Source organism: Actinomadura alba, from assembly GCF_014323705.1.
In the GTDB taxonomy this organism is placed as follows: domain Bacteria; phylum Actinomycetota; class Actinomycetes; order Streptosporangiales; family Streptosporangiaceae; genus Actinomadura_C; species Actinomadura_C alba.
Window position 1 is genome coordinate 38,729 of the sequence record NZ_JABVEC010000026.1, and the last position, 14,368, is coordinate 53,096.

General features: G+C 71.2%; 11 protein-coding genes. 9 read left to right on the forward strand and 2 right to left on the reverse strand.

The annotated features are described in order from the left end of the window. The first annotated feature begins 7 nt into the window (after positions 1–7). The 7 genes from HKK74_RS28205 (at position 8) to HKK74_RS28235 (ending at position 8,786) form a co-directional block, all read left to right on the forward strand. On the forward strand, positions 8–1,267 hold the full coding sequence (locus HKK74_RS28205; RefSeq protein ID WP_187246402.1) for an FAD-dependent oxidoreductase: 1,260 nt from the start codon (positions 8–10) through the stop codon (positions 1,265–1,267). A gap of 37 nt (positions 1,268–1,304) precedes the next feature. Further along, positions 1,305–2,387, forward strand: coding sequence for a cupin domain-containing protein (locus tag HKK74_RS28210; protein WP_187246403.1), 1,083 nt, complete (start codon positions 1,305–1,307; stop codon positions 2,385–2,387). A gap of 11 nt (positions 2,388–2,398) precedes the next feature. Then, positions 2,399–3,265, forward strand: coding sequence for a fumarylacetoacetate hydrolase family protein (locus tag HKK74_RS28215; protein WP_187246404.1), 867 nt, complete (start codon positions 2,399–2,401; stop codon positions 3,263–3,265). 11 nt (positions 3,266–3,276) lie between these two features. Then, positions 3,277–4,785 (forward strand): aldehyde dehydrogenase family protein, encoded by a 1,509-nt coding sequence (locus HKK74_RS28220; protein WP_187246405.1) that lies wholly within the window; start codon positions 3,277–3,279, stop codon positions 4,783–4,785. Then, complete coding sequence (locus HKK74_RS28225; protein ID WP_187246406.1) at positions 4,782–6,416, forward strand: thiamine pyrophosphate-binding protein; 1,635 nt, start codon at positions 4,782–4,784, stop codon at positions 6,414–6,416. The genes HKK74_RS28220 and HKK74_RS28225 overlap by 4 nt, the downstream gene beginning before the upstream one ends. A 143-nt stretch (positions 6,417–6,559) precedes the next feature. Next, a complete protein-coding gene (locus HKK74_RS28230; protein ID WP_187246407.1) occupies positions 6,560–8,074 on the forward strand; it encodes a DUF2867 domain-containing protein in 1,515 nt (504 codons plus the stop codon). Positions 8,075–8,267: 193 nt separating this feature from the next. Further along, a complete protein-coding gene (locus tag HKK74_RS28235) occupies positions 8,268–8,786 on the forward strand; it encodes a DUF1360 domain-containing protein (RefSeq protein ID WP_187246408.1) in 519 nt (172 codons plus the stop codon). 25 nt (positions 8,787–8,811) lie between these two features. Here HKK74_RS28235 and HKK74_RS28240 read toward each other — a convergent pair whose 3' ends face one another. Together HKK74_RS28240 and HKK74_RS28245 are read right to left on the reverse strand one after the other, a co-directional pair. Then, complete coding sequence (locus HKK74_RS28240) at positions 8,812–10,929, reverse strand: catalase (RefSeq protein WP_187246409.1); 2,118 nt, start codon at positions 10,927–10,929, stop codon at positions 8,812–8,814. A gap of 140 nt (positions 10,930–11,069) precedes the next feature. Continuing rightward, positions 11,070–12,074 (reverse strand): effector-associated domain 2-containing protein, encoded by a 1,005-nt coding sequence (locus tag HKK74_RS28245; RefSeq protein WP_246492072.1) that lies wholly within the window; start codon positions 12,072–12,074, stop codon positions 11,070–11,072. A 245-nt stretch (positions 12,075–12,319) separates the two neighbouring features. Between HKK74_RS28245 and HKK74_RS28250 the strand changes: the two genes are divergently transcribed. Both HKK74_RS28250 and HKK74_RS28255 read left to right on the forward strand, forming a co-directional pair. Beyond that, positions 12,320–12,682, forward strand: a complete 363-nt coding sequence (locus HKK74_RS28250; RefSeq protein ID WP_187246411.1) for an effector-associated domain 2-containing protein — start codon at positions 12,320–12,322, stop codon at positions 12,680–12,682. A gap of 1 nt (position 12,683) precedes the next feature. After that, entirely contained in the window at positions 12,684–14,243 is a 1,560-nt protein-coding gene (locus tag HKK74_RS28255) for a VMAP-C domain-containing protein (RefSeq protein WP_187246412.1), read from the forward strand. Positions 14,244–14,368 lie beyond the last annotated feature (125 nt).

Genomic DNA, 14,368 nt, shown 5'->3' on the forward strand with positions numbered 1-14,368 from the left:
TGAGGCCATGACGAGCAAAACCGCCGGTCACAACGACCCCCCGGTCATCATCGTCGGCGCCGGGCCCGTCGGTATGACCGCGACCGCCATGCTGGCGCGTGAGGGCATCCCGGTCGTGCTGATCGAGGCCGAGCCGGTCCCCAAGACCGACTGGCGGGCGTCGACCTTCCACGCCGCGACGCTCGAGCTGCTGGAACGGATCGAGATCACCGATCAGATGATCGCCGAGGGTCTCTCCGTGCCCAGGTACCAGTTCCGCGACCGCCGCGACGGCCTGGTCGCCGAGTTCGACCTGACGCTGCTGCGAGACGAGACGCCCTACCCCTTTCGGCTCCAGCTGAACCAGCAGCACCTCGTGCGCATGCTGTACGAGCGGCTGCGCACCGACGACAACGTCACGATGTTCTTCGGCAGCCGGGTCGACGAGGTCGCCGGCACGTCCGACGGCGCGACGGTGCTCATGGAGACCCCCACCGGCCCGGTCACTCTGCACGGCTCGTACGTGATCGGGGCGGACGGCGCGGGGAGCACCGTGCGGCAGTCGCTGAAGGTGGACTTCGCGGGCTACACCCACCCCGAACGCTTCCTCATCGCGAGCACCACGGCCGACATCAGTGCGCTCGTGCCCGGCATCGCCGAGGTCAACTACGTCGCCGACCCGCAGGAGTGGCTGTTCATCCTGCGCACCCCAGAGTCCTGGCGAGCGGTCTGGCCGGTGCCACCCGAGGTCTCCCGCGAGACGGCGACCAGCCCCGAGACCCTCCAGGCCCAGCTGCAGGGGCTCGCCCCGTGCCCGGGCGGCTATCCGATCGTGGACCACCAGATCTACAACGTGCACCAGCGGGTGGCCTCGACGTTCCGCGTCGGCAACGTCATGATCATCGGCGATGCCGCCCACATCAACAGCCCGATGGGCGGGGTCGGCCTCAACAGCGGCATCCACGACGCCATGGACCTGACCAACCGGATCATCCGCGTCCTCGCCGGGACCGCCGAGCGGGAGAGCGAGCTCAGCACGTTCGCCGAGATCCGCCGTCGCGTCGCCATCGAGTACGTCCAGGCGGACACGCGACGCAACACCGAACGGCTGGCCGAGACCGACGACGCGCGCCGTCGCGAGAACCAGGCCGAGATGCGGGCGATCGCGGGCGACCCCGACCGCGCCCGCGCCTGGATGCGCCGGGTCTCGCTGCTCGAGAGCGTGCGCCGGTTCGGCATCGGCACTCCCCCGCACGAGTACGAGAGCATCCGCGCGGCCGCCGGGTGACACCCGGGGCCGCGACAGCCGAGAAGGGATCATTCAGATGACGGAAGAGCGCGCCGTCCCGGTCGACGAACTGGAGGCGTTGTACAAGGAGATCGCCGCCGCCGAGCTGCGACCGCTGTGGACCATCACCGAACAGCTGCTGACGCCCACCCCCCGGCCCAAGGCCGTGCCGTGGCTGTGGCCCGCCGCCGTGATGCGCCCGCTGGCGGAGCGCTCGATCGGGCTCGTACCGGTCGAGCGCGGCGGTGAGCGCAGGGTGCTGAGCCTGGTCAACCCGGGGCTCGGCGGGCAACCGTACGCCGCCGGCACGCTGTGGGGGGCGATCCAGGCTCTAGGCCCGCACGAGTCGGCACCGGCGCACCGGCACACCCCCGGCGCCATCCGGTTCGTCCTCGAGGGAGAGGGCGTGTGGACGACCGTCGACGGGGACGCGTGCGAGATGCGTCCCGGAGACCTGATCCTGACCCCCGCCTGGAACTGGCACGACCACACCAACACCGGCGACGGGCCCATGTTCTGGTTCGACGGGCTCGACCTGCCGATGATCGAGGCCCTCGACGGCGTCTTCTTCGAGCCCCACCCCGAACTGCGGCAGCCGGTGGCGGGCCGAAACGTCTCCGAGGGCGGGTACGCCGCCGCCGAGGGGAGGCTGACCCACGGCCAGGTGGCGGAGTCCCTCGACCCGGCACCCTCACCCCTGCTCGTCTACCGGTGGACCGACACCGACGCCGAGCTCGGCCGGCTCGCCGAGCGCACCGGCGACGCCATGGTCAGCGTGGAGTTCACCAATCCGCGGTCGGGCGCCAGCGCGCTGCCCACCCTGGCGTGCGCGATGCACCGGCTCGCCCCGGACCACTCGACCCTGCCGGTACGGCGCAGCGGCAACTCCATCTACGTCGTCCACCGGGGCACCGGCACGAGCGTCATCGCCGGGCAGCGTTTCGAATGGGAGCCGGGCGACATGTTCGTCGTTCCGTCCTGGGCACCCGTGGAGCATCGGGCCGAGACGCCCGCCGATCTGTTCACCCTGAGCGACAGCCCAGTGCTGCGCGCGCTCGGTATCCACCGCGAGCAGACCCTCGACTCCGCACAGACCGTCACCGGCATGTTCCGGCCCTGAGGAGAACCCCTATGAAGCTGGCCATCTTCGACGCGCTGCGGCTCGGCGCGGTCGACGGCGACACCGTCGTCGACGTCACCGAGGCCCTGCCCTGGCCGCACGACCCCGACGTGCTGACCGCCGGCTGGTGGCGCCGGCTCTGCCGGGACTTCGCCGAGATCCGGCCCGATCTGGAGAAGGCGGCGAACGGCGGGCCCCGGCTTCCGCTGGACTCCGTACGGCTGCACGCCCCCGCGCTGAACCCGTCCAAGATCGTCGCCTGTGCGAGCAACTACTCCGCCCACGTGGAGGAGATGCACGAGGTGCAGCGGCGCACGCTCGGCCGCGTCGAGTCGTGGATGATGAACTTCGACGTCTTCCTCAAGGCGCCGTCGTCGATCTCCGGCCCCGCCGACGACATCGTGCTGCCACCCGAGATCGTCGCGGCCGGTGAGGAGATCCACCACGAGTCCGAGCTGGTGGTCGTCGTCGGCAGCGGCGGCAAGGACATCGACGAGGACGCCGCGCTGGGCCATGTCTTCGGCTACACCCTGGGGCTGGACATCACCGTACGCAGCGCGGCCGACCGGTCTCGCCGCAAGAGCTACGACACCTTCTCGCCGCTCGGCCCCTGGGTCACCACCGCCGACGAGGTCGGCGACCCCGGGGATCTCGACATCCTCCTGCTGGCGAACGGCGAGGAACGCCAGCGGGTCAACACCGCCACACTGATCACCAAGATCCCCGCCATCGTGTCGTACGCGTCCCGGATGATGACGCTGCTGCCCGGCGACGTCATCTTCACCGGCGCCCCGCCAGGAGTCGGACCCATCCGCCCCGGTGACCTGCTCGAGACGCGGATCAGCCGGCTCGGCGCGATGACCCTGCGGGTCAGGTAGGCCGCCCGCCCATGACGACGACACGAGACACCCGGGCGCACCTCGCGCCGGTGCTGGTGGCGGGCCGGGCCCGGCCCGCACCCGGCGCGCCCGTGCACAACCCCGCCCGCCACGGCGAGATCGTCGGCGAGCACGCCCTCGCCACCGAATCGGACGTCGACGACGCCGTACGCGCCGCGCACGCGGCCTTCGGCCGCTGGGCCCGGCTCGGCCCGCACGAGCGGGCCCGCCTGCTGCGCGGCGCGGCGGACGAGCTCGGCGGGCTGACCGCCGAACTTGCCATGCTGCTGACCAGGGAACAGGGCAAGGTGCTCTGGGAGTCCCGGGTCGACGTCGGCGGCGCCGCGTACATCCTCGGCTACTACGCCGGCCTGGCCGGCGAACTCGACGGGGACCGGATCCTGCGCGAGGACGAGCGCGTCACCGTCCACGTCGGGCGGCGGCCGATGGGCGTCACCGGGGTGATCGTGCCCTGGAACTCGCCGGTCTATCTCTGTTTCCTCGGCATCGCGCCGGCCCTGCTGGCCGGCAACACGGTCGTCGTCAAGCCCTCGGAGTTCGCGCCGCTGGCGCTCGGAGAGGTGCTCGCGACGCTGGCCAGGCGCCTGCCCGAGGGCGTGGTCAACGTGGTGCCCGGGACCGGCGCCGAGGCGGGCGACGCGCTCGTACGGCATCCCCTCGTCCGCAAGGTGTTCTTCACCGGCTCGACCGGCACCGGCCGGCAGGTGCTGGCCGGCGCGGCGGGCAATCTCAAGAACGTCAGCCTGGAGCTGGGCGGCAACGACCCGGCGCTGGTGCTCGAGAGCGCGCGGGTCACCGACACGCTGGTGCGCGAACTCGTGCGGGGCGTGTACGGGAACACCGGCCAGGTGTGCTTCAACGTCAAGCGCATCTACGTGCACCGGTCGCGGTACGACGACTTCACCGACCGCTACCGCGCCGCCGCGGACGAGATCGTCGTGGGCGACGGGCTCGACCCGCGCTCGACGATGGGACCGCTGAACAACCGGGACCAGTTCGACAAGGTGACCGGCCTGATCGACCGTACCCGGGCGGCCGGCGCCACGGTGCACGAGCTCGGCCGCAAGCTCGACGCGGGCTCGTTCGGCGACGGGTACTTCCTGCTGCCGCACGTGGTGACCGATCTCGATCCGAACGCCGAGCTGGTGACCGACGAGCAGTTCGGGCCGGTGGTGCCGATCCTTCCCTTCGACGACGAGGACGACGCCGTGGACATGGCCAACGCCACCGAGTTCGGGCTCGGGGCATCGGTGTGGAGCGAGGACCGCGATCACGCTCTCGACGTGGCGCGGCGCATCCAGTCGGGCAGCGTGTTCCTCAACGTGCACCGGGTGGGCGCGTCCGCCGTCGACATGCCGTTCGGCGGGTTCAAGGGCAGCGGGATCGGCCGCGGACACGGGATCGCCGCTCTCGAGGCGTGCACCGAGCCGCAGACGATCGCCGACTGGCGGGACGTGTCCGGGCTGCCCGGACCGGGACCGGCCGGAGACGCGCGATGACGGCGGGACCGACCACCGCGGACGCGGTGCTCGACGTGCTTCAGGCGTGGGGCGTCGACCGGGTGTTCATCTGCCCGGGCAGCACCGAGGCGGCCTTCCTCGACGCCACACTGCGCCGGCCGGACCTCGAGGTGGTGCTGACGACGCACGAGTCGGTGACGGTCGCGATGGCGGACGGTCACGCCCGTGCGACCGGCCGGCCCGCGGTGGCCTACCTGCACACCCATCTCGGGCTGGTCAACGGGCTGAGCCACCTCGACGCCGCCCGCATGGCACGTTCGCCGGTGATCGTGCTCAACGGTCTCAAGCCCGCGAGCGTCCAGTCGCACGGCGGCTTCACCACCCTGCCGGGCACGGGCGAGCTGGCCCGACCTTTCGTCAAGCGGCAGTGGCAGTCGCTGACCGCCGAAGGCGTGCCCGAGGACCTGACCGAGGCGCTGCGGCTGGCCACCGCCGAGCCGACCGGCCCGGTGTGGCTGGGGCTGGCCCAGGACCTCATGGAGGCCCCCGCCACCGGTCCCGTACCGGACCCGGCCCGGCACCTCGTGGCGGCCCGCGTGGCACCCGACCCCGAACGGGTCAGCGCCGCCGCCCGACTGCTCACCGCCGCTCAGCGGCCCGTGCTCGTGGCCGGCGCCGAGGTGGCCCGCCACGGCGCCCACCGGGACCTGGTGCGCCTGGCCGAGCGGACCGGCGCCGTCGTGTTCAACGAGGACCGGCGGAGCTTCGAGCGCCCGGCCTTCCCCACCGGCCACCCTCAGTACGCCGGCAACTACTCGGCCGCACACCCGGCGGCGGCCGGGGCCGATCTCGTGATGCTGCTCGGCTGCCGCTCGTTCATCGAGTTCGAGCCCGACCCCGCCCCCGCGACCCCTCCCGGCGCCAAGGTCGTGCACACGCACGTCGACGCGGCCGAGATCGGGCGGGTCGCCGCGGTCGACGTCGCGATCGTCGGCGACGAGTCCCTCATCGTCCGCGGGCTGCTGGACCGGGTGCCGGACGGCGCCGGGCCGGGACCGGAGCCGGCGACCGGCGTGCCGCGGCCCTGGGCTCCCGGGGACGGCGATCACGCCACCGCGGCGGACGTCGCCGGAGCGCTGGCCGAGGTCATCGGTGCGCGGACCACCGTGGTCGAGGACGCCACCACCTCGGCGGGCGTCCTGCTGCGAACGCTGCCGCAACCATCGCCGATGTCCATCCTCACCACCGCCTCGGGCTCGCTCGGCTGGGGCATGGGCGCAGCGCTCGGCGTCCAGCTCGCCGCCCCGGACCGCGAAGTGATCGCGGTCGTCGGCGACGGCGTGTTCCAGTTCGGGCCACAGGCGCTGTGGGTGGCCAGGCGCTACGACCTCCCGGTCCTCTTCGTGGTGATCAACAACCGGTCGTACGCGGCGGTCGCCGCCGCCCTGCGCCGGTACGGCGGCCTCGCTGAACGCACCCGCACCTACCCGGGCAAGGACATCGCCGGAGTGGACATCGCCGCCGTGGCCCGCGGATTCGGGCTGCCCGCCCGCCGCGTCACCCGGCCCGCCGACCTGCCGGGCGCGCTGAAGGAGTTCCTGAGCCGGCGCGAACCGGCCCTCATCGAGGTCCTCACCGACCCCGACGACCTCGGTGGCGCCCCGAGATGACGAAGGCCAGCGGACACGGGCCGTGGATCTCATGCCGCGCACGGCCCGGTCCCGGCGACCCGGCGGCGGGCTTGGGAACGTCTTGAACCACTGCCGCCCCTGTGAGGGATGTGACGCGGCGGGTGGCGACGCACACTGGGGTCGTGGAGGGCAATGCGCGGCCACCCCGCTGCCTGGTCACCGGCGCTACCGGCTACGTGGGCTCACGCCTCGTACCGGAACTGCTCGCGGCCGGTCACCCGGTGCGGTGCATGTCGCGCTCGATCTCACGGCTGCGCGAGTTCCCGTGGATCGACGACGTCGAGGCGGTCGCCGCCGACGCCCAGGACCTGCGGGCCCTCCGCAAGGCGCTGGCCGGCGTGGACGTCGCGTTCTATCTGATCCACTCGCTGCCCCGCGGCGACGACTTCGCGGAGACCGACCGGCGCGCCGCCCGGGCCTTCGCCACCGCCGCGAGGATGGCCGGGGTACGGCGCATCGTCTACCTCGGCGGCCTGCGGCCCGCCGACGGCGATCTGTCAGCGCATCTGCGATCCCGCTCGGAGGTCGGCGAGATCCTGCTGAACTCGGGCGTGCCGACCATAGTGCTCCGGGCTGCGGTCATCCTGGGCGCGGGTTCGGCCTCGTTCGAGATGCTGCGGCACCTGACCGAGCGGTTGCCGGTGATGGTGGCGCCGCGCTGGGTGGCCACCCGGGTTCAGCCGATCGCCATCCCGGACGTGCTGCGCTACCTGGTCGGCTGCGCGAGCCTGTCCACCGAGGTGAACCGCACGTTCGACATCGGCGGACCCGACGTGCTCAGCTACCTCGACATGATGCGCCGCTACGCGGCCGCGGCCGGGCTGCCCCGCCGCCTCGTCCTCAGGGTGCCCGTGCTGACGCCGAGGCTCTCCAGCCTCTGGATCGGCCTCGTCACCCCCGTACCCGGCAGGTTGGCGCGGCCCCTCGTCGACTCGCTGTACCACGAGGTCATCTGCCGTGAGCGGGACATCACCGAGCATCTCCCGGCCTTCCCGAACCTGATCGGCTTCGACAACGGCGTTCGGCTCGCCCTGCGGTGGGTCCGGGACGCCAAGGTCGCCGCCTCGGCGGCCGAGGAGCACCGCAGCGCGTGCGACCCGTTGCCCACCGACCCCGGGTGGACGGGGGGCACCCTGTACGAGGACGTCCGTGAGCGGGCGGTCAGCGCGTCGCCCAAGGCGCTCTGGCGGCGCGTCTCCGCGGTGCCCGCCTGGTTCGAGGGGCGCCGCCCGGCCTCCATCGGGCTGCGGTCGCGCCCCGGCGCTCTGGGCGCGGTCTCGGCCGGGCTCGCCGGCGTGGTGCGCAGGGCCGGCGCGGTGCTCGGCCCATGGCACGTCGACGACGTCGAGCCGGGCCGGCTGCTGCGGATCCGGTCCGGCGCGCCCCTGCCCGGCATCGTCTGGCTGGAACTCGGCGTACGTTCGGGCACGGTGCCGGCCGTCTACACCCAGCGCGCGATGTTCCATCCGTACGGCCTGTTCGGGCACTTGTGCTGGTGGGCCACCCGCCCGTGCGCCCGGATCCTCCTGACCGGACTGGAAAGCGGGGTCACGGCGGCGGCGAGCATGGAGCGACGCCCGGTCACCGACCAGCCCCGCGACATCACCACGCTCACCGGTACGAGGTCACCACACTGACCGGACCGCCGCAGCACCTGATTCAGCTGATCCGAAGTGCCGGGCGGAACGGCGGGAGACGGCGCGAAACGCCTGCCACCGTCCCACCCGGCACTCGTACGACTGGGCATGCCTGCGCCGCAGGGGTCGGCCGCTTTCTGCCGGGTACGGCTCACCAAGCGCGACGGCAACCGCGAGCGCATCGGGAGGTGCCATGAAGTCGGTCGTATCCGCCGGCCGGGAACAACGACGGGAATACGCCGGAGACGACGATCGCCCGCTCGGCTCGTACCTCGGCACGCTCGGTCTCTACGGGCTGACGCTGGGCGTCATCGGAGCCGCCGCCCGCCTCACCGGACGACGGCCGCCGAGCGTGAGCGTCTGGGACGTCGTGCTGATGACCGGCGCCACCCACCGGCTGTCCCGCCTGCTCTCCAAGGGTGTGGTCACCAGCCCGCTGCGGGCGCCGTTCACCCGGTTCGAGGGACCGTCCGGGCCCGCGGAGCTCACCGAGAAGGCACGCGGATCGGGCGTCCGGCACGCCGTCGGCGAGCTGATCACCTGCCCCTTCTGCGTGGCGCAGTGGGTCGGCACGGCCTATGCGGCGGGACTCGTCTTCGCCCCGGACGCGACCCGGCTGGCGGGTGCCACCATGACGGCCGTGGCGGGCTCGGACTGGCTGCAGCTCGGCTACGCGCGGCTCCAGCGGTCCGCGGCCCAAAGTCCCGGATAGGGGCAGGTGACCGGCCACATCGCGGTCAGGCCGGAACCCGTTCCTTGGCCCGGTCCCAGTGCCGGTGCCGGGCGATGGCCTCCGTGAGCGCCGACAGGAAGCTCGGCGTGGCGCCACCGCTCGCGGTCTGCGTGACGACGCCCCTGTCCACGACCTCGTCCTCGTAGTCGCCCGCGAGACGCACGCCCTCGAGCATCGGCACCGCCTTCAGCAGTTCGATCCCCTCGCCCATCGCGCCGACCGGCTTGCCGTGCTTGACCGCCTCGGCCACGAAGTGCACCGCGTCGCCGCACTCCTTGAGGACCTCCACACTGTCCCTGCCGCCCGGGATCACGACCGCGTCGTAGACCACCGAAGCGGCGTTGCGAAGCGCGCGGTCGACCTCGACGACCCCGCCCCCGGCGGCGGGCAGGGCGCCGTCATGCGGCCCGATGACGTCGCAGAACGCACCGTCGTCGATCAACGCGTCACGCACGCTGCGGACATCGCCGACGTTCACGCCCTCGGCGGTGAGCACCGCGACCTTGCGCCCGACGACCGAACCCGGCTGGCCGGCCTGGCTGAGCGCGGGCGAGCTGCGGCCGTGGTTCGTGGTCACGGGCCGGGACGGCGGCTCGACTCCGATGCCCTCGGCGACCCGTACGGCGAGTTCGTGGTCGACGTTGTTCAGATTGCGGACCACTCCCTCCCGGACGTGCCAGTGGGTCACGTTGCCGAGCTCGAACCGGAACGCCTCGACGATGTGCTCCTTCTCCCAGTCGGTCATGCTGTTCCAGAACAGGGTGGCCTGGGAGTAGTGGTCGGCGAAGCTCTCACTGCGCTTCCTGATCTTGTTGCCCTGCACCCACTCCGGGTAGTGCACGAACGCGTCCCCGTCGGCGAGCGCCGGGCAGCCGCCGCTGAGGCTGTTCGGGTGATAGGCGGCCCGGCCCTGGTGGACGGCCATCTGGTGCGGGCCGTCGCGGTGGTGGTTGCGCACCTCGTTGATCGGCTGGTTGACCGGGAGCTGGGTGAAGTTGGGGCCGCCGAGCCGGAGCAGCTGGGTGTCGAGGTACGAGAACAGCCGGGCCTGCAGCAGCGGATCGTCGGTGAAGTCGATACCGGGCACGGCGTTGCCGAGGTGGAAGGCGACCTGCTCGGTCTCGGCGAAGAAGTTGTCGGGGTTGCGGTCGAGCACCAGCCGGCCGACCGGCCGCGCCGGCACCATCTCCTCGGGGATGATCTTGGTGGGGTCAAGCAGGTCGAAGTCGAAGTTGTGCTCGTCCGCCTCGGGCACGATCTGCAGGCACAGTTCGTACTCGGGGAAGTGGCCCGCCTCGATGGTCTCCCACAGGTCCCGGCGGTTGAAGTCGGGATCCCGGCCGGCGATCTTCTGGACCTCGTCCCAGACCAGCGAATGCACACCGAGCCGCGGCTTCCAGTGGAACTTCACGAACGCCGACCGGCCGGCGTCGTTGACCAGCCGGAAGGTGTGCACGCCGAAGCCCTGCATCATCCGGAAGCTCCGCGGCAGGGCGCGGTCGGACATCATCCACATCATCATGTGCATGGTCTCGGGCTGGAGCTGCACGAAGTCCCAGAGCGTGTCGTGCGCCGAGGACGCCTGCGGGATCTCGTTGTGCGGCTCCGGCTTCACCGCGTGCACGAAGTCGGGGAACTTGATGCCGTCCTGGATGAAGAACACCGGAATGTTGTTGCCGACCAGGTCGAAGTTGCCCTGGCGGGTGTAGAACCTCGTGGCGAAGCCCCGTACGTCCCGTACCGTGTCGGCCGAGCCGCGCGACCCGGCCACCGTCGAGAACCGCACGAACACCGGCGTCTCGAGCGAGGGGTCGCAGAGGAACTCGGCCTTGGTGAACTCGGCCAGGGACTCGTGCACCCGGAAGTGACCGTACGCGCCGGACCCCCTGGCGTGCACGACGCGCTCCGGGATCCGCTCGTGATCGAAGTGCGTGACCTTCTCGCGGAAGTGGAAGTCCTCCATGAGCGTGGGCCCGCGCTCGCCCACCTTGACCGAGTTGTCGGTGTCGTCGACCGGGATGCCGTGGTCGGTGGTGAGGCGCCCTCGCGGGTCGACCCGGAACTCGTCGAGTTGATCTTGCTTGTCCGGCGCGCCGCGCCTGCTTCTGCGTAGTGGTGACATGGTGAATCCCCCGCTGTGTTTTGTCCCAGTTAGTCCCCTTTCCAGGGATTTGTGATCTATTCCACCCACAGGGCCTCGAGGGAACTTTGCGAAAGCCGGCGGCAGGGCCGGCGGAGGCCACCCGGGGGCTCGCCGAGGATCTACCTCTGCCGGCCCAGACGCTCGATGGTCTCCTCCAGCGCGCGCATCGGTTCGGAGTCGCCCGCGAAGGCCCTCAGCGCCGTCAGCAACTCGGCCACGCCGCCCGGGAAGTCCAGGCAGGTCCGCAGAATCGAGTGCGTGTCGAGGTTGGCCTGGGAGCGGCGCGGGATGCGCACCGCCACCTCGGGGCGCAGCGACCCGACCACCTGTTCCCGGCCCTCCTGCGTGGTCATGATCGGAACGGCGAGGAGCATCTTCACGACCTCGAACAGATCGTCCATCGAGCCCTGCCGCCCCGCGCCGTCGTCGGCCCGGATGGGCCGCCGGCGGTGACGGTCGAACGGATCGGGCTCGGCCGGCCGCAGTTCCCGCGTGGACGCCTCGGCCACGGCGCGCCCCGGAGCGGAGATCCGCATCCACGCGGTGGTCCTGGTCTCCTTGAGCTCGACCGCGATCTCCTCGTACTCGCCGGGATCGATCAGGCCCCGGCCCGGCCGGATCACCGTGTCGTACAGATCACGGGACACGATCAGGCCGAACCTGGCCCCTGTGACCTGGACCGCCTCCTTGAACACCGGCGCCTCGATCAACCTGGCGGCGTGGTTCACCGCGGTGCCGACGATGCCCCGGGCGTCCGCCTCGACGTTCCCGACGTGAAGTGAGACCCTGAGCCGAATCTGCGCGAGCTCACTGGAGATCTCGTTATGGCGCCGCAACTCCGCTCGCAGCCGGTCGATCAGGGGATGGACCAGCGTGTCCGTCTCGACGTCCGGAGGAGCCACGATGATCGCCCCGTCTCCGCGATCCTCCTGATAACAGCGCTCGAACGGCACACCGGACTCATCGAAGCCGCGCCGGAGCGCCGTGTACAGCGCGGTCCGCAGGAGGCCCTGGATGTCGTCGTGCCGGTCCTCGCGCCCGAAGGAGACGATGTCGCAGATGAAAATGGCGCATCGCCCAGACGGTCGCCACCCGTTCCGGGAGGCATTGTCACCTTCGATCATGTCCACAGCGGCCACCTGACGACTCACGGATGCGTTCACTGTCCCCTGTCGCCGCGAACGCGGCAAGTGACTATGCCACAGGACACAGAAGAAGCTGGCCTATCGCGATTAAGTGCCGACAATGAGTGAAAGGATCGGCGACGAATGGGCCTTGGACGGGGGAACCACGAAAACATCGGGAGCGTCGTAATCAGGCAGTCGCGTGCAACGGCGGGAGCACGCCGATCGCCTGGAGGTGAAGGCCGGTGATCGACTTGACCGGCTCCGCAGGGGGCAGAGCCGTGACCGGGCGTGCGGGCGGTACGCCGCTGTTCGCGTTCGTCAACGCGCTGACGTCGCTGCCGTCGCTGGCCGACGACGCCGGCCGCTCGACGCTCGTGAGCCTGCTTCCGTCCGCGCTGGCCGCGGGCGCGCAGCACGACCCGCGGCCCCGGATCCATCTGTTCAATCTCGTGCTCGCGTGCCTCGACCACGAGCACGGGCTCGCGGACCTGCTCACGGCCCTGCACCACATGGAGGGCGACTCGCTGCCCATGCGGCGGGCGCTCGAAGCGGCCGAGGGCCTGGCCGGTCGGCCGCGCGAGAGCCGGCACGATCATGGGGGATGACATGGAGAGATGGCCGGCACTGACCGGTCCGCCACTGGAGGCGGGCGCGGGTTCGGTGGCCGTCGAGCCGGGGCAGCAGCTGACCCTCGAGATCGCGGACGCGCTCGTCCAGATCCGTGACTTCCAGGACGAGGCGGGGCGCTCCGCACTGGTCCACGCCGTGGGCGAGGCACTCGGAACCCCTTTGCTGCTCTCCGGCCACGGCAGCCCCAAGGTGTTCCTGTACCACCTGGTCGCCGCCTGCCGGGAGCACTCCGAGGGACTGCCTGCGCTGGCCCGCGCGGTCGACTTCCTGGCCGGCCACACGTCGGCCGCGGCGACGATCCGGCGGCTGGCGAGCCCGGCCAGCGACCTGCTCCAGTCGGCGGTCGAGACGCAGATCAAGGACCTGCTCGAAGGCCTGACCCTGCCGTCCCTGGCGCGGCTCTACTACACCGCCACAGGCGGCGGCTCGTCGGCTCCTCGCCGGCTCACCGACGCGTGGGACGCCTTCTCGATCCTGCTCGACGCCAACGCCGGCCCGGACGGCCTCGCGCCCCATCTGGTGTTCGTCGAGTTGCTGATCCAGATGATGCGCCGCCGGCAGAGCTCGGGGATGTCCACGTCACAGGAGCTTTGGCGCTCGGAGCGGCTGAGGAAATGGATGACCGCGCAGCTCGACGAGCTGCGCGGTTCGGGCGGGTCGAGCGCCGCGACCCGGCTGGACCGCATCCGGGACCGGCCGGAGCTCCTCGAGGTCCGCCCCGACCTGCCGATCTACCTCATCATCCAGCTGGAGCGGCTGCCCTCGGCCGACGGGAACGACGATCTGTACCGCCTGTCGCACTGGCGGCAGGTGCACCCGCTGGAATGGCGCCCGGAACCCGGCGACGACCGCGAGGTGGCACTGCACGAGGTACCGGAGCAGGTCGCCGAGCTCGTCCAGGAGGCCGAGGGCGGCTGGGCCTACGACCTCGACGACTCCCTCGTCATCGAGGTCGTCCTGCCACTCGAACTGCTCAATCTCGATCTCGACCAGTGGACGCGCGACCCTCCCGGCGTGCCCCATCCCACCCCGCTCGGCAGCGAGTACGAGGTGCTGGTGCGAAGCCACGAGCGGCTTCGCACACTGCACATGCACCGGGCCTGGCGGCAACGCTGGCGGGTCCTCCTCGGCGCCGAGGGCGCCACGCACTGGGCGGCGGGCGAGGCGCCCCCGGACCCGCAGCTGCTGCACAACCGCCTGCTCTCCGAGAAGAACGTGGTCGCCTGTGTGCTGAGCTCACCACCCGACCGCGAGCCCGGCAGCAGCGAGCTCTGGATGGCGCTGCGGGCCGGCGTGCCCGTCGTCCTGTGGGACCGTACGGACGGAGCCGCCACCGAGTTCGAGACCGAGCTGCGCGAGGTGATCGAAGGGCCCGACCTCCGCAGGCTTCCCGATGACGTGAAGCGGCTGCGGGTAAACGCGATGGGCGGCGGCGAACACATAGATCGACGAACACCCCAGGTGACACTTCTCTGGGATGATCCCACCCACTTCCTCGACGAGGCGCCGCCACTTCGACCACCTCGGGCGTCCTAATATGGAGCCTTCCAATTCGCCGTAAAGGAGAGCCAATACCGACGATCGACTTGCAAAACTCCACCGTAGAGAGCATGCTCGCAGTAGGGTTTTATCCCGTGTGCTTTGTGCAACATTTGTCAGGT

Bases quoted from the DNA above. Each gene is read 5' to 3' on its own strand.
- HKK74_RS28255 (WP_187246412.1), top strand. From the start codon at position 12,684: ATGGAGAGATGGCCGGCACTGACCGGTCCGCCACTGGAGGCGGGCGCG.
- HKK74_RS28210 (WP_187246403.1), top strand. From the start codon at position 1,305: ATGACGGAAGAGCGCGCCGTCCCGGTCGACGAACTGGAGGCGTTGTAC.
- HKK74_RS28240 (WP_187246409.1), bottom strand. From the start codon at position 10,929: ATGTCACCACTACGCAGAAGCAGGCGCGGCGCGCCGGACAAGCAAGAT.
- HKK74_RS28220 (WP_187246405.1), top strand. From the start codon at position 3,277: ATGACGACGACACGAGACACCCGGGCGCACCTCGCGCCGGTGCTGGTG.
- HKK74_RS28205 (WP_187246402.1), top strand. From the start codon at position 8: ATGACGAGCAAAACCGCCGGTCACAACGACCCCCCGGTCATCATCGTC.
- HKK74_RS28235 (WP_187246408.1), top strand. From the start codon at position 8,268: ATGAAGTCGGTCGTATCCGCCGGCCGGGAACAACGACGGGAATACGCC.
- HKK74_RS28225 (WP_187246406.1), top strand. From the start codon at position 4,782: ATGACGGCGGGACCGACCACCGCGGACGCGGTGCTCGACGTGCTTCAG.
- HKK74_RS28215 (WP_187246404.1), top strand. From the start codon at position 2,399: ATGAAGCTGGCCATCTTCGACGCGCTGCGGCTCGGCGCGGTCGACGGC.
- HKK74_RS28245 (WP_246492072.1), bottom strand. From the start codon at position 12,074: ATGATCGAAGGTGACAATGCCTCCCGGAACGGGTGGCGACCGTCTGGG.